Source organism: Pararhizobium sp. A13 (assembly GCF_040126305.1).
In the GTDB taxonomy this organism is placed as follows: domain Bacteria; phylum Pseudomonadota; class Alphaproteobacteria; order Rhizobiales; family Rhizobiaceae; genus Pararhizobium.
Window position 1 is genome coordinate 695,761 of record NZ_CP149510.1, and the last position, 17,239, is coordinate 712,999.

The 17,239-nt window shown below is 61.6% G+C and carries 20 protein-coding genes, 1 tRNA gene and 1 riboswitch; of the genes, 15 read left to right on the forward strand and 6 right to left on the reverse strand.

The window, feature by feature from the left end; translation table 11 throughout:
* The first annotated feature begins 83 nt into the window (after nucleotides 1-83).
* Nucleotides 84-1,199, forward strand: a complete 1,116-nt coding sequence (locus WI754_RS03295; protein ID WP_349436212.1) for a septal ring lytic transglycosylase RlpA family protein — start codon at nucleotides 84-86, stop codon at nucleotides 1,197-1,199.
* 108 nt (nucleotides 1,200-1,307) lie between these two features.
* Nucleotides 1,308-1,796: a MarR family transcriptional regulator gene (locus tag WI754_RS03300; protein ID WP_349436213.1), complete on the forward strand. Its 489-nt coding sequence runs from the start codon at nucleotides 1,308-1,310 to the stop codon at nucleotides 1,794-1,796.
* 236 nt (nucleotides 1,797-2,032) lie between these two features.
* Here WI754_RS03300 and WI754_RS03305 read toward each other — a convergent pair whose 3' ends face one another.
* A complete protein-coding gene (locus tag WI754_RS03305; protein ID WP_349436214.1) occupies nucleotides 2,033-2,428 on the reverse strand; it encodes an Ohr family peroxiredoxin in 396 nt (131 codons plus the stop codon).
* A gap of 882 nt (nucleotides 2,429-3,310) precedes the next feature.
* On the reverse strand, nucleotides 3,311-5,164 hold the full coding sequence (locus WI754_RS03310) for a BTAD domain-containing putative transcriptional regulator (protein ID WP_349436215.1): 1,854 nt from the start codon (nucleotides 5,162-5,164) through the stop codon (nucleotides 3,311-3,313).
* Nucleotides 5,165-5,441: 277 nt separating this feature from the next.
* Between WI754_RS03310 and WI754_RS03315 the strand changes: the two genes are divergently transcribed.
* The gene (locus WI754_RS03315) at nucleotides 5,442-6,275 is read left to right on the forward strand and encodes a DUF1194 domain-containing protein (RefSeq protein ID WP_349436216.1); all 834 of its coding nucleotides are present in this window, start codon (nucleotides 5,442-5,444) and stop codon (nucleotides 6,273-6,275) included.
* A gap of 10 nt (nucleotides 6,276-6,285) precedes the next feature.
* Here WI754_RS03315 and WI754_RS03320 read toward each other — a convergent pair whose 3' ends face one another.
* Both WI754_RS03320 and WI754_RS03325 read right to left on the reverse strand, forming a co-directional pair.
* Nucleotides 6,286-6,678: a hypothetical protein gene (locus WI754_RS03320; protein ID WP_349436217.1), complete on the reverse strand. Its 393-nt coding sequence runs from the start codon at nucleotides 6,676-6,678 to the stop codon at nucleotides 6,286-6,288.
* Between the two features lie 230 nt (nucleotides 6,679-6,908).
* Entirely contained in the window at nucleotides 6,909-7,415 is a 507-nt protein-coding gene (locus WI754_RS03325) for an isoprenylcysteine carboxylmethyltransferase family protein (RefSeq protein ID WP_349436218.1), read from the reverse strand.
* Nucleotides 7,416-7,704: 289 nt separating this feature from the next.
* Here WI754_RS03325 and WI754_RS03330 point away from each other — a divergent pair, with 289 nt between their 5' ends.
* From WI754_RS03330 to WI754_RS03365, 8 genes are all read left to right on the forward strand, one after another.
* Entirely contained in the window at nucleotides 7,705-8,055 is a 351-nt protein-coding gene (locus WI754_RS03330) for a metalloregulator ArsR/SmtB family transcription factor (RefSeq protein ID WP_349436219.1), read from the forward strand.
* Nucleotides 8,052-8,525: an SRPBCC family protein gene (locus WI754_RS03335; protein ID WP_349436220.1), complete on the forward strand. Its 474-nt coding sequence runs from the start codon at nucleotides 8,052-8,054 to the stop codon at nucleotides 8,523-8,525. Before WI754_RS03330 ends, WI754_RS03335 begins: the two co-directional genes overlap by 4 nt.
* A gap of 20 nt (nucleotides 8,526-8,545) precedes the next feature.
* On the forward strand, nucleotides 8,546-9,028 hold the full coding sequence (locus WI754_RS03340) for an SRPBCC family protein (protein ID WP_349436221.1): 483 nt from the start codon (nucleotides 8,546-8,548) through the stop codon (nucleotides 9,026-9,028).
* Nucleotides 9,029-9,104: 76 nt separating this feature from the next.
* A riboswitch (SAM riboswitch) is annotated at nucleotides 9,105-9,182 on the forward strand.
* Nucleotides 9,183-9,252: 70 nt separating this feature from the next.
* Nucleotides 9,253-10,179: a homoserine O-succinyltransferase gene (gene metA, locus WI754_RS03345; RefSeq protein ID WP_349436222.1), complete on the forward strand. Its 927-nt coding sequence runs from the start codon at nucleotides 9,253-9,255 to the stop codon at nucleotides 10,177-10,179.
* A 175-nt stretch (nucleotides 10,180-10,354) separates the two neighbouring features.
* On the forward strand, nucleotides 10,355-11,371 hold the full coding sequence (locus tag WI754_RS03350) for an aldose epimerase family protein (protein WP_349436223.1): 1,017 nt from the start codon (nucleotides 10,355-10,357) through the stop codon (nucleotides 11,369-11,371).
* 82 nt (nucleotides 11,372-11,453) lie between these two features.
* The gene (locus WI754_RS03355; protein ID WP_349436225.1) at nucleotides 11,454-12,230 is read left to right on the forward strand and encodes an SDR family oxidoreductase; all 777 of its coding nucleotides are present in this window, start codon (nucleotides 11,454-11,456) and stop codon (nucleotides 12,228-12,230) included.
* Nucleotides 12,231-12,391: 161 nt separating this feature from the next.
* The gene (locus WI754_RS03360) at nucleotides 12,392-12,772 is read left to right on the forward strand and encodes a hypothetical protein (RefSeq protein WP_349436226.1); all 381 of its coding nucleotides are present in this window, start codon (nucleotides 12,392-12,394) and stop codon (nucleotides 12,770-12,772) included.
* A gap of 23 nt (nucleotides 12,773-12,795) precedes the next feature.
* Nucleotides 12,796-13,077 carry a hypothetical protein gene (locus WI754_RS03365; RefSeq protein ID WP_349436227.1) on the forward strand — a complete coding sequence of 94 codons (282 nt, stop codon included), beginning with the start codon at nucleotides 12,796-12,798 and terminating at the stop codon, nucleotides 13,075-13,077.
* Nucleotides 13,078-13,125: 48 nt separating this feature from the next.
* Here WI754_RS03365 and WI754_RS03370 read toward each other — a convergent pair.
* Nucleotides 13,126-13,200, reverse strand: a tRNA-Gly gene (locus WI754_RS03370).
* Between the two features lie 243 nt (nucleotides 13,201-13,443).
* Between WI754_RS03370 and WI754_RS03375 the strand changes: the two genes are divergently transcribed.
* From WI754_RS03375 to WI754_RS03390, 4 genes are all read left to right on the forward strand, one after another.
* Complete coding sequence (locus WI754_RS03375) at nucleotides 13,444-13,953, forward strand: prolyl-tRNA synthetase associated domain-containing protein (RefSeq protein ID WP_349436228.1); 510 nt, start codon at nucleotides 13,444-13,446, stop codon at nucleotides 13,951-13,953.
* 69 nt (nucleotides 13,954-14,022) lie between these two features.
* Nucleotides 14,023-15,006: a thioredoxin gene (trxA, locus tag WI754_RS03380; RefSeq protein ID WP_349436229.1), complete on the forward strand. Its 984-nt coding sequence runs from the start codon at nucleotides 14,023-14,025 to the stop codon at nucleotides 15,004-15,006.
* Between the two features lie 130 nt (nucleotides 15,007-15,136).
* Nucleotides 15,137-15,817: an LON peptidase substrate-binding domain-containing protein gene (locus WI754_RS03385; protein WP_349436230.1), complete on the forward strand. Its 681-nt coding sequence runs from the start codon at nucleotides 15,137-15,139 to the stop codon at nucleotides 15,815-15,817.
* Nucleotides 15,818-15,827: 10 nt separating this feature from the next.
* Nucleotides 15,828-16,016, forward strand: coding sequence for a Trm112 family protein (locus tag WI754_RS03390; protein WP_018328586.1), 189 nt, complete (start codon nucleotides 15,828-15,830; stop codon nucleotides 16,014-16,016).
* Nucleotides 16,017-16,020: 4 nt separating this feature from the next.
* Here the strand turns inward: WI754_RS03390 and WI754_RS03395 are convergent, their stop codons facing one another.
* Entirely contained in the window at nucleotides 16,021-17,235 is a 1,215-nt protein-coding gene (locus WI754_RS03395) for a ubiquinone biosynthesis hydroxylase (RefSeq protein WP_349436231.1), read from the reverse strand.
* Nucleotides 17,236-17,239: the final 4 nt, after the last annotated feature.

Here is a 17,239-nt window from a genome sequence, read left to right on the forward strand (position 1 = left end):
GGACTGCAAGCGCGTGGCCGACATGAGCGTTTGTGTCGAGGCTTGCCGCAGATGCACGGAAGGCTGTCGCCAGCGTTGGACGGATGGGTATCGATATAAGTACGGCTGTCAGAGGCCTGCGATGGCTGGCGATCACGATGGTCTGCTGCAGCTGTGCTGCCTGTACGACCACGCAAGCGCCGAACAGCAAAGGATATATTTCCGAAAAGGTATACGGCGTGAAGGCGGGTCCGCGGGTCGCCTACGGCAAGAAAATTCCCAAGGGCCGTGGCCGCTATATGGTCGGCAAGCCCTATGTGGTGAAAGGCAAGCGCTATTATCCGAAGGAAGAGCCGAACTACGACAAGAAGGGCGTCGCTTCCTGGTACGGCTCGGCGTTTCGCGGGCGCCTGACCGCAAACGGCGAAATTTACGACCCGGATCACCTTTCTGCCGCGCATCCGACCCTTCCCCTGCCCAGCTATGTGCGGGTGACCAATCTTGAAAACGGTTCGTCGCTCATCGTGCGCGTCAACGATCGCGGTCCCTTTCATCACGGTCGCATCATCGACGTTTCCAGCAAGGCAGCCGACATGCTGGACCTGAAGCACCGCGGCACGGGCGCCGTTCGGGTGCAGTATGTGGACCACGCCCGCTTGGCCGGACACGATATGCCCTATCTCATGGCCTCCTACGTCAAGAAGAGTGATCGCTTCCCGGTCGTCAATCCGGAGCCTCAGATCGCAACCGGCGTGATGGTGGCCTATCAGTCGCTGGGCGACCATTTGCGGAGCGACGGTCAGTCTCTTTGGTCGACGCAGACGAACTTTGCCGGCAATACGCCAAGCGCCTCCTACCAGACAGGGACCAGCGCCGCGGTCGCGTTCCAGACATTCGAGCAATTCGTGATGTTGCCTGAGATCGGCCACATAACCTTTGAGCGGCCGTCCGAATACGCCTTGGCCAACGGCCTGGGCGGCGATGCAGATGTCAAATATTGCTTGGACGAGCATATCGATGACGGTGTGCGCGGCATGTGCGAGGTTCAAGTTCTCCCTCTACCGGGTGTCAATCGTAATAAGCGTCTGACCGGCGTGATCTCCATAAGGCGGCGCCGGTCTTGCCGAAGGGGCCACCGCTGGCGCGGGACACAATCATTCTTCCCGAAGGCGAAATCTCCGGACTGCGTGAAAGGCGGTTCTCCTCCGGTCCGAAAATGAACCGGGCGTGCCGGGCATGCCGCGCCACCGGCGGTCACTCCACTTGACTCTACCATTGCGATTTAATCGGATGCGATCTATATAACGACAAAGGCCCTATAAAGGATCATGCCCGTGACCGCAGCACAAACAAAGACAAGCTCCGATCCGTCCTCGCAGACCGGCAGCAAAAAACTTTCGAATTTTCTCTGCTTTGCGGTCTACTCGGCGAATCTGGCCTTCGGCCGCGCCTACAAGCCGATCATGGATGCGCTCGGCCTGACCTACACCCAGTATATCGCCATGGTGGCGCTGTCCGAAGAGGACGACCAGACCGTAGGCGCGCTCGGCGAAAAGCTCTTCCTGGAATCCAACACGCTGACGCCGATCCTCAAGAAGCTGGAGCAGATCGGCTATCTCCAGCGTCAGCGCGATCCCGCCGACGAACGGCAGGTGCGGGTGAGCCTGACGCCAGCCGGACGCAGTCTTCTTGAAACGGACCCCGCCGCATCGCTGGTCGACGCCACCGGGCTCGGCGACGATTTCTTTGTGGTGCAGCAGGCCGTGGCAAGGCTGCGCGACAATCTCCTGCGGGCCACGCAGCGGGACAAGGCATGATCGGCAGGACGTTGCCCTCTCTCCTGGAATTTTGCGCAGCGGCTTCCAGGCGCCGCGACGCCGCGCACCGCATGGGAGATCGATTGGACGTGTGTCCGAACAAGCGCGATGGCGCCTCGATCGTTGTTCATTCCGTCTAGAAAATGCAAATGCGGCCGAATCGGCCGCGGCAAGGTCAGCGTCTCATGCGAAGAGCGTCGGGTCTGCCGCCGGCAGGCAGACCCGACCGATCCGGTTTAGATAAGGTTGGTCGCAACGTCGACGTTGCCGCGCGTCGCCTTGGAATAGGGGCAGATCTCATGGGCTGCGTGGATCAGTTCATGGGCGACGTCGCGGTCGATGCCCGGCAGGCTGACGTTGAGGCGCGCCCGCAGGAAGTAGGAGCCGTCGTCGACGTTCAGATCGATCTCGGCATGGACCTCGACACCTTCCGGAAGCTTGATGTTTCTCTGGGCGGCGGCGACCTCGATCGCGCCCATGTAACAGGCCGACCAGGCGGCACCGAAGAGGTTTTCGGCGGCCGGGTGCGGCTGCGTCAGCTTGAGGTCCAGCTTGCCGTCGCTGCTGCGGGCAAAGCCGTCGCGGCCGCCCTTGTTGTGGGTCTTTCCGGTGAAAAGAAGCTTCTCGGTCATGGCGATATCCTTTGTGTTCGCTTTTGCTCGTATCCGATCTAATCGGATGCGAGTTAACTACGCTTCGTGCGGACCCTTGTCAACACTATTCCGATTTAATCGGATACGATTTATATTCGGCAGCGCGCTGGGGTGAGATCGATTGCGAAACCGGCGCCTCCACCATCCCCGTCCATCCCCGCCTTTTGCGCCCGTGCCATACTCCTCTCGTCTCGCCATCGGATACACCGGAAAGCGTTGCCGACGAGGCGGGGCCGGTGCCTACGGTCGGTGTTTGAAACGCAGGCGCGGCCGCGGGGGCCTGCAGAAAATGGTTTCCCTCTCGTCTGAAACAGGACGGGGCGTGCCTGTGAGGCACACATGAGGAGCGGCGACTGGTGTGTCGAAAGACAGGCCCTTCGTGGCGCGGCAGCGAGAGCTGCGAGCACCACCCTGTACCGGAAAAAGGTGCCGCCATCCCCGCAGAGAAACCGCAGTTGCAGGTAAAAACCACCGCGACGGGACACATCGCGTGTCACTTTTATCTACTCAACCAGGCACACGATGTGCCCCGGCCGATCCCGCCTGGCCCTTGAGGCCGGCGAACCGAAAATGACTTGAAGCACGGGCGAAAAACCGCCGCGTGATTGCAGGTGCGTGCACAGACCATGAGCCCCTCGCCACCCGGTTCGAAAAGCTGCGCGCGTCCATCGCGAAGATGGAAGAGGAAAGGCTGGAACTGGAAATGTTGCGGGAAGAGATCGAGGGGTGGTTGGGGCCGAGGGGTTGGGTGGGCTGCGGACGCAGCGTCGGCTTTGCGCACATTTTCAGCCATTCGTGGCGCCTCTCCCCAGCCGACCTGCGCACATTCGCCGAAGCATTGGCGCGAGGAACTCGCTGAGCCTAGGAACTCGGAAGCCCGGCTCTCGACAGCATTTCGAGGAACCGCGAGTGATGATGATCCTCTACATAGCGCGGCACAAAACCGGGCGAGACATTGCTCAGATTGAGATGTGGGAGTTGTGACAGGCAATGATGGATGGCCCGGGACGCTTCTTCGCTATTTCCCGTAGCGGCCGCCGCCGCCGCCCAATAAAGGGCGCCGCGAACGAAGCCCGGCTTTGTGCTGACCACTCTGCGAGCAACTTCGAGAGCCCGTTGATCGTTGCCGCCGGCGAACTGGGCCACGACCATGCTGTGGTGACGCCAGAAATCGATGACATCATGCGCTCCAAGCCGGATCGCCTCGTTGGCCTCATGCAGCGCCTCGCTTATTTGCCCGCGCAAGCCGTAGAGTTCCGCAAGATCCCCATGGGCACTGGGATAGCTTGGGTTTAGGCTGACCGCGTGCCGGCACTCGACAATTGCCTCGTCAATTCGGCCCGCACATTCATAAGCGAATGACAGGATGCATCGGGCAATTTCATCGTCAGGCACCGCCCGCACGGCAGCTTCCGCAAGCCGTAGCGAACGCTCGACATGCTCCTGTTTCCATGGAAGTGCACCAAAGGCCAGGGCCATGGACGTCGCGACAGACAGCGTCCGCTTTGCCCGCGCATTGTCGGGCGCTATCGCAACGGCCTTCTCGGCGAGTTCCATCGCAATCAGCAGCGAGTCCCGCGTCATTTCAAAATACTTTGTGTAAGCCTCGTTCACCAGCCTGCGCACTTCAGAGGCGCCAGGCGGGCTTTTGTCGCGAACTTTCCAGTTCGTCAGTTGAAGTGCGAGGCTCACGGCCAATACGACGGATTGCGCGATCCGGTCCTGGAAATCGAGTGCGTTCTCGGAATGGCCATCGAACTTCTGTGCCCAGACATTGTGAGCGCTGGTAGCGTCGACAAGCTGGACGTTTACCCTCATTTCATCGCGGAACCTCTGGATGCTGCCGCTCAGGACATAACGCGCCCGCAATGTTCGTGGAATTTTGGATTCATCGCATGCGTCATGCTTCTGCAGGGGCGAGAAGCCCGCGAGGACGACATAGTCGGTCTGCTGGGAGAGAGACGTGATGATGTCCTGCACGAGCCCCCTGGCAAAATAGGTGTCGCCACGCTCACCTGTCAGATTGACGAAGTTGGCGACACTGATAGATGGGCGCCCGAAGCGCCGGCCTGCCGGGCCATCTCTCGCTGGCTGCAAATGAACGGAATTCGAGGCGGTATTGGCGGCCGGCAGCATGGATTGCCAGAGCGCTCGCGTCTCAGGGCTGACTTCGACGCCGAATTCCTGCTTCAACATGCTTCTGCACGTCTCGAATGTCCGCATCGCCCGGTCGTGTTGGCCGCAGGCGATAAGCAATTCCATCTTGAGCCGATGGGATGCTTCCCGCGTCGGTTCCATTGCGAGGAGACGATCGGCCAGGGCCAGCCCCGTTTCCACGTCGACGAGACGGCCAAGCTTTTCAAAGGAGTCAAGCGCGAGGTTCAGCAGCCTGTCGCGCTCCAAGGCCACCCAATCATCGAACGCGCTTCTTCCCAGGTAGAAGCCGTCGAGAAACGGGCCGCCATAGGACGCCAGAGCCATTTCGAGCTCTTGCGGCGAGCGGGCAGTAAGCGCTGCTTCAAAATCCTCGACATCGACCCCGACAGTGTCCGGCTTAAGGCCAATGATATCCTTCCGGGATTGGATGATATCGGCGCCGGCTCGCATGAGGTTGCGGCGCAGAACGCTGATAGTCTGCCGCAGGCTGTTGCGCGCGTGCTCGCCATCGCTGTCGCCCCAAAGCAAGTCGGCCAGTTTGTCCCGTGGCGCCGCCATCCCAGGACACCGGGCGAGATATGCGATGATGGCCGAACCTCTCTTGCCCGTCAGCCAGACCTGGCCGTCTTGCTCCTTCTCGATTCGGAATCCGCCGAAAAGAAAAATTCTCAGTCTGGCAATGCGGTCGCAAGTCGGCATTTGCGCTTTAAAGCAGTTCATGACGAAATCCTAATACAAAACTAACACCACGCCCAGCCTTCAAACGCCGTTGTGACGCCAGCTCAATTAAACCTTCGAACAGAGCAACCAGGACGCAACTGGCCGGGGGCTGGCAATGGGGACCAATTCATTCTTGACACTGGCGGGGAGCCTCGCGGCTTCGATTTTTTGGGGACTGCAGGCACATACCGCCGACGTTGACGCTGCCATCGTATTCGCGGTCGATTTCTCATCCTCGATCGACCCAGATACTGCCGACCTGCAGCGAAAGGGACATGCCGCTGCCCTTACTTCGCCGGAGATCGTTGCGGCCATTGCCGGCAATCATCTTGGCTGCATTAGCGTTGCTTATTTTGAATGGGCGAGTCCGGGGCGCGTCAGGAAAGTGCTGCCCTGGACGAATATCTGCGGGCTAGAAGATGCCGAAGCGGCCGCCCTGATGATCCGCGAGAGGGGCGACACAGGCTTTGGCCGCAGGGGGCGAGGCGGCACGTCCGTTTCCTCAGCCATCGACGTCGCAAGTCTGTTACTCGATCAGTTTCCAGGAAGGGCCAACAAAAAAATAATCGACATCTCCGCCAATGGCGAGAATAACGACGGGCGTCCTGTTGAGCCGAGCAGGGTGAAGGCAATTGCCAAGGGATACACGATCAATGCGATTGCCATTCCAGCCCAGGACGAGAACCCTGGCCGTCAGCTGGCATCCTATTTTGCCGACTATGTCATTGGTGGTCCCGAGGCTTTCGTCATGACGCCGACCGATCCAGGCGACTACGCCACGGCTCTCCGCCGCAAATTGGCGACCGAAATAAGTATGAACGTTGATCCACAATTCCCGCCAGAGGCGGATGTCGGCTTTCGAAGAGGCAATCTGAGTCGGGAATGGGGCGATGAGCAGACCGGGGACATTGCCTCCTCTGTGCCAAAAAGCGAATTTTCAAACCAGTAATTCCGTGGCCTCAGCCACCCCGCATGTAACCCTTGACGCTCAGGAAAGCGCCCAGCGTACCGATGATCAATGCCGCCACGACGGTAGAGGCGCGGCCGCTATAGATAGTCGAACCCGTCGCAATTGCGACCTGCGGCAAGACGATGCGGATGATGCCACCGATTGTCATGAGCCAGCCCAGCGCTGTGATGATCACGCGCCAGTCCATCTGCCATCTATTGTGCAGGTTGACGATTGCGAGACCAGCGAGCAGCGACAGAAGACCGGACAGATAGAACAGGATGCCAAAGTGCAGCGCCTCCGCGATCATGGTCTCATACATGCCAAGATTGATCAGCATGCCGAGCGCGACCGCGGCGAATGTCGGCCCCAGGAGTCTGGCGAGAAATAACGATCGATCCAAGAGGCACCTCCGCTCCGCGCCGACCAATGAATATGTAGGCGTAGAAGCCAGCGCGTCAAACGTGGTGAGCGCAGAACCACCGTAGTCCAACGCACTGGCGAGCGAGACCACCAACGTCGGCTCGTCGGTCAGCAGCCGAAACTTCGCTCGACGCTCCTTAACGTCCACAAAAACGTCCACAAACCGAGTGTTCCCGTCGTTCGGGTTCCAGCAGATTGACCCTCTTCGTCTCACCACAGCCACCTCCGGACGCGGGCCTTGTAGGCGAGATAGACGTCACCGAACTTCCGCTCGAGATAGGCCTCCTCGCGGGCGACCACGCCGTAGCGGATGACGAGATAGAACAGCACCAATAGGACGATGAGCCACAGGCTGTCGAAGGCGACGGCGAGGCCGATAAGGCCGAGGAACATGGCGATATAGATCGGGTTGCGCGTGAAGCGGTAGGGGCCCTCCTCGACGATCGTCGACGTCGGCTGGGTGGTCTGGATCTGCGTCCCTGCGCGGTGGAAGGTCGCCGCCGCCCAGATCAGCAGCGCCAGGCCGGCGAGGAACACGATGCCGCCCAGCCAGCCGGCCGGTGCGGCCGCCGGCAGGAACGGCAGCGGATAGAGCCAGTCGAGCGCGAGCCCGGCGATCGCCGCAAGCGCCCAGGGGATCGGCGGCCGTACCGCCGCGCCTGAACTGTCGCGCAAATTCCCGGTCGCGTCGTTCATGCCGCTACCCGTCCGATCCACTCCCTGGCACCCGGAATTTCGGCCCCTCCACCGATAGGAGTTTACGTCGCTTCGAAAGAGATTTGAAGGCAGAACGGAAGCACTTTGGCTGATCGACACACCCACCCTGTCACGTCGCCCTTACAGGCCCTTGGGGCGGGGATCCAGTGACCTACCGTCGGTCGGGCGTTTCGCGCCGCGTGATTGCGGGCGCATGTGCGATCCCGATACACGTCTTCGTGGATTTCAATAGTTAGTAATTCACTTAACTATCCATTGCATCAAAATCCGCATTGTGATACTTAGGTATATGCTTAACTATTCGAACCAGCTCGATCTCATGTTTCAGGCGCTCGCCGATCCGGCACGCCGCACAATGGTGGAACGGCTCTGCCGCGGACCGGCTTCGGTCAGCGAACTGGCGGGACCGCTCACCATGTCGCTGCCCTCGGTGATGCAGCACCTGCAGGTGCTGGAACTGAGCGGCCTGGTCCAGTCGACGAAGATCGGGCGGGTCAGGACCTGCACGATCGACCGCCAGGTCCTGAGCCTGGCAGAGCAATGGATCTCCGACCGCCGCGCATTGTGGGAACGCCGCCTCGATGCACTGGGGGAGTATCTCGCCGAAGACAGTAGAGAAACCGAAGGGAGCAAGACATGACCGAACGCAGCGTTACCCACGCCACATTCATCATCGAGCGCGTCTATGACGCCGCGCCCGCCCGCGTCTTCAAGGCCTTTTCCGACCCGGCCGCCCGCGACCGCTGGTTCGTCAAAGCCGATGGCTGGCCGATCGCCGAATATTCGTTCGATTTCCGCGTCGGCGGCCGCGAATCCGGCCGCTTCAGCCCGGACGGCGGTACGATGATCTATAACGACACCGTCTATCACGACATCGTGCCCGACAACCGGATGATCTTCGCCTATACGATGACGATCGGCGAAAACCGCATTTCCGCGTCGCTCGCCACTGTGGAACTGAAGCCCGAAGGCAAGCGGACACGGCTCGTTTTCACCGAGCAGGGCGCCTTCCTCGACGGGCTGGACCAGGTGGTAGATCGCGAACAAGGCTGGCGGGGAATCCTTGGCCATCTCGCCCGCGAACTCGAACGCGACGCGGCAGCCGCCTGAGCGGAGAGGAGGAAACTGTCATGACCGAACGCTCGGTAACCCATGCCACCTTGACCATCACACGCCATTACGACGCGTCACCGGCCCGCGTCTTCGCCGCCTTTGCGGAAAAGGACCGCAAGGCCCGCTGGTTCGGCAGTCACGAGGGCTGGAAATCGCAGAGCTATATCTTCGATTTCCGCACCGGCGGCCGCGAGCACCTGAGCATCACTGCTGCCGACGGCGTCGTGCACACGTTCGACGCGCGCTATCAGGACATCGTGCCCGACCAGCGCATCGTCTACAGCTACGACATGCACCTCAATGAGATGCGTATCTCGGTGTCGCTCGCGACCGTTGAACTCAAGCCGGACAGCAAGGGAACGAGGCTCGTCTTCACCGAGCAGGGCGCCTTCCTCGACGGCCACGACAATGTCGGCCAGCGCGAGACCGGGACCCAGTCGCTGCTCGACAACCTCGCAGCCTCGCTCGCCGCCGACGAACCGGCGAAGCGTTCAGCTTGAACAGAGGACATGCGATCGGCGCCCGTTTTGCAGAGCCGGGCGTCCCATATTGATTCCAACGCGGACTGGCGCTATTTAAGCGTCTCGTGGTGATTTGGCCGGCCGGCTTGCAGCCACGTTAAACAAGTCGCTAAAGGGCCGTGCATGCGCAAGCAAAGCGGGCCGGTAGCGATCTTGTCGTTGCCGGTTTTTTTGTTCCGCTTGCCCTGACCCGAGTGTTGCCCATGCCCATCAAGATTCCCGATACGCTGCCCGCTTTTGAAACCCTCGTGAAAGAGGGCGTGCGGGTGATGACCGAAACCGCGGCGATCCGTCAGGATATCCGCCCGCTGCAGATCGGGCTCTTGAACCTCATGCCGAACAAGATCAAGACCGAGGTGCAGATGGCGCGCCTTGTCGGCGCCACGCCGCTGCAGGTCGAGTTTTCGCTGATCCGGCTCGGCGGCCACAAGGCCAAGAACACGCCGGAAGACCATCTGCTCGCCTTCTACGACACCTGGGACGAGGTGAAGGACCGCACGTTCGACGGCCTGATCATCACCGGTGCGCCGGTCGAGACGCTGGACTACGAGGACGTCACCTACTGGGGCGAGATGCAGCAGATCTTCGACTGGACGCACACCCATGTCCATTCGACGCTCAACATCTGCTGGGGTGCCATGGCGGCGATCTACCATTTCCACCGCGTGCCGAAACACACGCTGAAGGAAAAGGCCTTCGGCGTCTACCGCCACCACAATCTCAACCCGTCGTCTGTCTATCTGAACGGCTTCTCCGACGATTTCCAGATCCCGGTGTCGCGCTGGACCGAAGTCCGCCGCGCCGACATCGAGAAGGTGCCAGAGCTCGAGATCCTGATGGAATCCGACGAGATGGGCGTCTGCTTCGTGCACGAGAAGGCCGGTAACCGCCTCTACGTCTTCAACCATGTCGAATATGATTCGACCTCGCTGTCGGACGAGTATTTCCGCGACGTCGATGCCGGCGTGCCGATCAAGATGCCGCACAACCACTTTCCGCACAACGACCCGGAACTGCCGCCACAGAACCGCTGGCGCAGCCACGCGCATCTGTTGTTCGGTAACTGGATCAACGACATCTACCAGACGACACCCTATGATCCGGCCGATATCGGGAAGGATCGAAAATGACGACAAATCTGGTGATCCAGCCGCTTCAAAAGATGCTTTTAGACAATCCGGGCGGCGGCTTCGCCCAGCACCGCGTTTGACCTGCGATCAACCCCGGTGAATTGTATGACTTTTCGGTTGCCGCTTCGCCCGAAATGACGCAGTTTGCCGCCCAGGCAGTGGAGGAAGAACAGCCGTGCAGACAGAAACTGAAATATTTGGCCATCTCCCCTCCGGTGAACCTGTTCACCGCGTCACCATCCGGGGCGGCGGCCTGACCGCGCATATCCTTACCTGGGGATCGGTCATCCAGGACCTGCGCCTCGACGGCCACGCTGCACCGCTGGTCCTCGGCTTCGAGAATTTTCAGGATTATCTCGATCACTCCCCCTATTTCGGCGCGACGCCGGGGCGCAACGCCAACCGCATCGGCGGCGGGCGCTTCTCGATCGATGGCACGCCCTACCAGCTCGAATGCAACGAAAAGGGCGTCACGCATCTGCACGGCGGCAGCGACGGCATCGCCAAGCGTCTCTGGACGATCGCCGAACAGGCCGAAGACCGTGTCGTGCTGACGATCGTCGATCCCGACGGCCGCGCCGGCTATCCCGGCAATTGCACCGTCACCTGCTCCTATACGTTAAGCGATGGCGGCGTCCTCAATGTCGTCTACGAGAGCACAACCGATCGCGCGACGATCTGCAATGTCTGCCAGCACAGCTATTTCAATCTTGACGGTACCGCCGATGCGTTCGGCCACGACGTGATGATCGCCGCCGACCAGTATCTGCCGACGGACGAGCGGCAGGTGCCGACCGGCGAAATCCGCGCCGTGGACGGCAACGTCTTCGACCTGCGCGCCATGACGCCGATGCGCCGCCAGATGGAGGGCGACAGGATCGGTTACGACCATAATTTCTGTCTCGCCGACGCACGCGGCCCCAAGCAGTCCGTCGCCCTGGTGCGCAGCATCAATTCGGGCGTTTCGCTGGAGGTCCGCACCACAGAGCCCGGCGTGCAGTTCTACACCGGTTTCAAGATGAACGTCCCGGTCCCCGGCCTTGAAGGCCGCCGCTACGGCCCCTTCGCCGGATTCTGCCTGGAAACGCAGATTTGGCCGGACGCCGTCAACCACGCGAATTTCCCGCAAGCCGTCCTGCGGCCCGGCGAGACATTGCGGCAGGAAACAGACTACGTCTTTACCAGGAGCTGACATCCTGCTCAGATACGGCTCAAGGGAAGTCTCGCGGCGCGCTCGTCTTTGACGCGACTGCGGGTGACCCGAGCCGGGAGGAGTGGAGACGATGTCGGGAACGGGAAGAGGAAAGATCGCACTGGTGACCGGCGGCGGCACCGGCATCGGCCGCGCAATTGCCGAAGCTCTGGTGGAACACGGCTTCACCGTCGTCATCTCCGGCCGGCGAATTGACGTTCTCCAGGCCACGGCAAGAGACATGGCCGCGCATACCACCGGCACCGTGCGGGCATTCGCCGCCGACGTCGGCGATCCGCAATCGGTCGCCACCCTCTTTCAGACCATCGCCCATGATTTCGGCCGTCTCGACCTGCTCGTCAACAATGCCGGCATGGGACTGCCCGCCGTGCCGATGGAAGACATCACCTTCGAACAGTGGAACGCCATCGTCGCCGCCAACCTGACCGGCGCCTTCCTCTGCACCCAGCAGGCGATGAAACTGATGAAGGCGCAGACGCCGCGCGGCGGCCGGATCATCAACAACGGCTCGATTTCCGCCTCGACGCCGCGTCCTTTTTCGGCGCCCTATACCGCGACGAAGCACGCCATCACCGGCCTCACCAAATCGACAGCCCTTGACGGCCGCCCCTTCGACATCGCCTGCGGCCAGATCGACATCGGCAACGCCTCGACCGAAATGACCGCCAGCATGAGCGGCGGCGTGCTGCAGGCCAATGGCGAGATTGCCAGCGAACCGACCATCCCCGCCAAACTCGTTGCCGACGCCATCGTCTACATGGCAGGCCTGCCGCTCGACGCGAACGTGCTGACGATGACGGTGATGGCGACAAAGATGCCGTTTGTGGGACGAGGCTGAGGGAGATACCACGGCAGCAATCGCGGCCAGCACCCGGCGCAGAACCGCACTTTCTCGGGGCCGCCGCGGAGTGATGTTTCGGCAAAATTCGGCTGCCGGCTAAAGAAAATGGGGAACCGCCGGGAGGTCTCCTGCGTTCACTGCCAGGAAGGAGAACCGACATGGCAAAGAACAGGATTCCGAAGAAGGTCGCGGGCTATAGAGTGCCGAAAGCCATCCGCAAATCGTCCGTCATCCGGTCGCTGCTCGCCAGCGATATCGGCCGCAACGTGCTCGCCAGTGCCCTGACCGCAGGTGCCGCCGCCGCCGCCGCCGTTCTCGTCGAAGAACGGGAAGACATTGCCGACGCGACCAGGAAGGGCGCGCGCAAGGGTGCGAAAGCCATGGGCCTTGCCGGTGACGCCATTCGCAGCGCTGCCCACGCCGCAACGGAAGTGGTGCGTGATGCGGCGGAGTCGGCCCTGCCAAAAAAAATGCGCAAGCAAGCGAAAGTGCACAGGGACGCAAACAAGGGCCCTCGCCGGGGCGCAGCCGTTCATTGAGGCCGGCGCCGCGTCGTGAGCCCGTGATAAAGCAAAGACGGCTGGAGCGCTTCCTTGAAAGGCGCTTCGGCGCCTCCGTCGCCGACCGCGCCGCCGCCGCAGCCGTCGCCCACATCATCCTGCGGCTCGTGCGCAAACACCCATGGATTGCCGCCGATCTCGTCATTGCCGGTTTGGGACGGGCCGGAAAGGTGGGCTTGCGCGAGATTGCGAGAGATTTGCGCGCAAAAATGCACGAGCGCCGGGCAACCGAAACCAAGCCGCTGCTGCTGGAGGCACGGGAACAGCGCTCGACCGACGCGTGACCAGCCACGCACGAGCGCACCTTGCAATCACTGACATTGAAGAGAAAATGGAGCGGGTGAGGCGATTCGAACGCCCGACCCCAACCTTGGCAAGGTTGTGCTCTACCCCTGAGCTACACCCGCTCATTGTCGACGGCCTGGGGTAGTCGGTGGCCGAAGGTCGCTGCGTTGCGGCGACGGGCGCTATATGGCCCAGCCGTTTTCCAAATGCAACAGGGAAATGACGAAGAAACCAAGAAATTTTTGCACACATGTCGCAAGCCCCTGAAAACAAGGCGTTTTGCAGCCTGCAAACGGAGAATCATTGCGCTTGTCTGCCCTTCGCCGTAAATGATGACCGCCATTTTCAAGCCGAAGGAACCCGCCATGAGTGAAGTGCAGCCGAAGACGCAGGATGAATTGTTCCGGTTTCTGGACAGCCTCGGCATCGAGCACACGACCAAGCGTCACGAGCCCGTCTTTACCGTCGCCGAATCGGTGGCGCTGCGCGACGAGATCCCCGGCGGACACACAAAAAACCTGTTCGTGAAGGACAAGAAGGACAATTATTTCCTGCTCACCGTCGAAGAGAACGCGACCGTCGACCTGAAGACCGTGCACACGATCATCGGCGGTGCGAGCAAGGTCTCCTTCGGCAGGCCGGAGAAGCTGATGGAATATCTGGGCGTCATTCCCGGCGCCGTCACCGCCTTCGGCGTGATCAACGACGCCGGGAAAAACGTGAAGATCATCGTCGACGAGGAACTGATGAAGGACGAGATCGTCAACTGCCATCCGCTCGTCAACGATGCGACGACGTCGATCGCCGCCAGGGACCTCCTGCGCTTTATCGAGGCGACGGGACACGAACCGCTTGTCTTGAAAGTGACGTCCTGACATACGATCTTTGACGGGAAAACCAAGCAGTAAGACGCAGACGGACGAGGATGTCCGCGAGGAGAGACGATGAGCGGCAGCGACAATCCCTATGCGGGTTCCTACGGCAACCAGATGACGGCGACGGCGAGCTATGGCGGTGTACCGGCTCAGGCTCCCGCTGCAGCCCCTGCCGCCGACCTGATCAAGGAGACGACGACCGCCAACTTTGCCCGCGACGTGCTGGAGGCGTCGCGCCACCAGCCGGTGCTCGTCGATTTCTGGGCACCCTGGTGCGGTCCCTGCAAGCAGCTGACGCCGGTGATCGAGAAGGTGGTCACCGAGGCTCAGGGCCGCGTCAAGCTCGTCAAGATGAACATCGACGATCATCCGTCGATCGCCGGCCAGCTCGGCATCCAGTCGATCCCCGCCGTCATCGCCTTTTCCGCTGGCCGTCCGGTCGACGGCTTCATGGGTGCGGTGCCTGAAAGCCAGATCCGCCAGTTCATCGACAAGATCGCCGGTCCCGTCGTCGACGACCAGGCGGCCGAGATCGAAGCGGCACTTGCCGAGGCAAAGACGCTGCACGATCAGGGCGACCTTGAGAACGCCGCCGGCCTTTTCGGCGCGGTGCTGCAGGCGGATCCGGAAAATGCCGCCGCCCTCGCCGGCCTTGCCAATTGTATGATCGCCGCCGGCGATCCGCAGCAGGCCCGCGACGTGCTGTCCAATCTCTCCGAGGCGCTGGCCAAGGATGCCGCCATCATTGCCGTGCTCAAAAAGCTCGATCAGATCGAGGAAGCCCGCAAGCTCGGTGACCCCAACGTGCTGGAGCAACTGCTCGCGGCCGATCCCGACGATCACGCCGCGCGCATCAAGCTTGCCAAGATCCGCAATGTCGAGGGCGACCGCGTGGCGGCGGCCGATCACCTCCTCAAGGTGATGAAGCGCGACCGGGCCTTTGACGACGACGGCGCGCGGCGCGAACTGCTGCAGTTCTTCGACGTCTGGGGTCCGATGGACCCGGCGACGCTCTCGGCACGGCGCAAACTGTCGTCGATCCTGTTCTCGTGACGCCTTTGTGACGCGCTCTCTTGAGATTTCAGGCGGGCGCACCATTTCTTGTCCATAGCGGCGGCCCATGAGCGGCGGCGGCGCCGCAATTACCAAGAAAGCGCCCGACAGCGACGGGGTATGGTCAGAAATGCAAGTTGGAAATGCGCGTTATCTGAGGCCACAGGACCTGCCGGATATGCTTCCGGTGTTTCCGCTGACGGGCGTGCTCCTGCTTCCCGGCTCGCAATTGCCGCTGAACATTTTCGAGCCGCGCTACCTTGCCATGTTCGACGATGCGCTGGCTGGAAACCGCCTGATCGGCATGGTCCAGCCCTTCTTCGGCGAGGCCCGCGAGGAAGCCGGCCAGGCGCACATGCAGGCGCTCTGCCAGGTCGGCTGCATCGGCCGGATCACCTCCTTCGCCGAGATGGAGGACGGTCGCTACCTGACCTCCCTGACCGGCATCTGCCGTTTCCGCCTCTTCGACGAACAACATCCGACGAAGGGTTATCGCAATTTCCGCATCGCGCCCTTCGCCGCCGATCTTGCCGGGCCACAGGACGAAGCCCAGGTTGACCGGGAAGCCCTGCTGGCCGCCTTCCGGGCGTATCTCGACGCCAACAAGCTGGAGGCGGACTGGGAAAGCGTCGAGCGGGCGAGCAATGCCACGCTGGTCAATTCCATGGCGATGATGTCGCCCTACGGCCCGGCCGAGAAGCAGGCGCTTCTGGAAGCCCCGGACCTCAAGACCCGCGCCGAAACGCTGATCGCCATCACCGAAATCGTGCTTGCCCGCAGTTTCGGCGATATCGAAAACATTCTGCAGTAAGGCTAGCGCCATGGAAGACAGGACCAGCCGCGTGGACCCGAAACTGCTTGAACTTCTCGTCTGCCCGCTGACCAAGGGCCGCCTCAGCTACAACGCCGCCGACAATGAACTGATCTCGGAAAAGGCAAAGCTCGCCTATCCGATCCGCGACGGCATCCCGATCATGCTGATTTCCGAGGCGCGCAAGATCGAGGATTGATCAATCAGATCGGCTGGCCGCCCAGCAACTTCGGCTCGCCCTGCCCGCCAAGCCCCGACGCCTGCCGGATGAAGAACGACTTCAGCGACGGCATGCGATCGACGATCCCCAATCCGAAATCACGCAGCGCCCGGACCGGCGTGATGTCGTTGGAAAACAGCCGGTTCAGCACGTCCGTCGTCACCCCCATGCGGAACGTGTCGAAGCGCCGCCAGCTCTGGTAGCGCTCGAGCACCGCGAGCGAGCCGATATCGAGACCGAGGCGATCGGCGTCGACGATGGTTTCGGCCAGCGCCGCCACATCCTTGAAGCCGAGATTGAGGCCCTGGCCGGAAATCGGATGGATGCCGTGTGCAGCATCGCCCGCGAGTGCGAAGCGCGGAGCGATGAAATCCCGCGCCAGCGTCAGGCCGAGCGGAAAGGCCTGCCGTCCGCCGACGACCTTCAGCGTGCCGAGCTTGTGGCCGAAGCGCCGCTCCAGCTCTTCTTCGAAAACGAGGTCGTCGCTGGCGATCAGGCGTTCCGCGTCGTGTGTCCACTCCGTCCAGACCAGGGAGGAACAATTGTTCTTCAAGGGCAGCGTCGCAAACGGACCGGCCGGCAGGAAATGCTCCTCCGCCGTGCCGTCATGCGGGCGCTCGTGCTCGACGGTGGTCACGATGCCCGACTGGCCATAGTCGAAATCGACGGTCTTGATGCCGGCGGCATAGCGCAGCTTCGAGCGCACACCGTCACAGGCGATGAGCAAACGCGCATCGAGCACGTCGCCGCTCGAAAGCGTGACAGCAACCGCATGATCGCCGCTCTTGAAATCCTTTGCCGTTGTCGACTGGCGGACATCGACGCCAAGGGCGCCCGCTGCCTTTCGCAACGCGCCGACCAGCGCCACGTTCGGCACCATATGGGCAAACGGCCGCCCATCGACGCCACCGTCTTCAAACGTCAGGAACACCGGGCGGACCGGATCGGCGGTTTTCGAATCGGTGATCACCATGCGCTTGATCGGCTCGGCTTCCGGCTCGATTTCGCTCCAGATGCCGAGCACGTCGAGCATCTGCGAGGCTGCGGCGATGATCGCCGAGGCGCGCTCGTCCTTCTTCCAGGCATCCGCTGGCGCGCCGTCGATCAGGGTCACAGCGAGATGCGGCGCGGACTTTTTGATGGATACGGCCAGCGACAGGCCGACATAACCGCCGCCCGCAATCAGCACATCGATCATCTCT

Bases quoted from the DNA above. Each gene is read 5' to 3' on its own strand.
- WI754_RS03310 (WP_349436215.1), bottom strand. From the start codon at position 5,164: ATGGCGGCGCCACGGGACAAACTGGCCGACTTGCTTTGGGGCGACAGC.
- WI754_RS03340 (WP_349436221.1), top strand. From the start codon at position 8,546: ATGACCGAACGCTCGGTAACCCATGCCACCTTGACCATCACACGCCAT.
- WI754_RS03360 (WP_349436226.1), top strand. From the start codon at position 12,392: ATGGCAAAGAACAGGATTCCGAAGAAGGTCGCGGGCTATAGAGTGCCG.
- metA (WP_349436222.1), top strand. From the start codon at position 9,253: ATGCCCATCAAGATTCCCGATACGCTGCCCGCTTTTGAAACCCTCGTG.
- WI754_RS03330 (WP_349436219.1), top strand. From the start codon at position 7,705: ATGCTTAACTATTCGAACCAGCTCGATCTCATGTTTCAGGCGCTCGCC.
- WI754_RS03390 (WP_018328586.1), top strand. From the start codon at position 15,828: ATGGAAGACAGGACCAGCCGCGTGGACCCGAAACTGCTTGAACTTCTC.
- WI754_RS03395 (WP_349436231.1), bottom strand. From the start codon at position 17,235: ATGATCGATGTGCTGATTGCGGGCGGCGGTTATGTCGGCCTGTCGCTG.
- WI754_RS03375 (WP_349436228.1), top strand. From the start codon at position 13,444: ATGAGTGAAGTGCAGCCGAAGACGCAGGATGAATTGTTCCGGTTTCTG.
- trxA (WP_349436229.1), top strand. From the start codon at position 14,023: ATGAGCGGCAGCGACAATCCCTATGCGGGTTCCTACGGCAACCAGATG.
- WI754_RS03335 (WP_349436220.1), top strand. From the start codon at position 8,052: ATGACCGAACGCAGCGTTACCCACGCCACATTCATCATCGAGCGCGTC.
- WI754_RS03295 (WP_349436212.1), top strand. From the start codon at position 84: ATGGGTATCGATATAAGTACGGCTGTCAGAGGCCTGCGATGGCTGGCG.
- WI754_RS03385 (WP_349436230.1), top strand. From the start codon at position 15,137: ATGCAAGTTGGAAATGCGCGTTATCTGAGGCCACAGGACCTGCCGGAT.
- WI754_RS03315 (WP_349436216.1), top strand. From the start codon at position 5,442: ATGGGGACCAATTCATTCTTGACACTGGCGGGGAGCCTCGCGGCTTCG.
- WI754_RS03300 (WP_349436213.1), top strand. From the start codon at position 1,308: ATGCCCGTGACCGCAGCACAAACAAAGACAAGCTCCGATCCGTCCTCG.
- WI754_RS03305 (WP_349436214.1), bottom strand. From the start codon at position 2,428: ATGACCGAGAAGCTTCTTTTCACCGGAAAGACCCACAACAAGGGCGGC.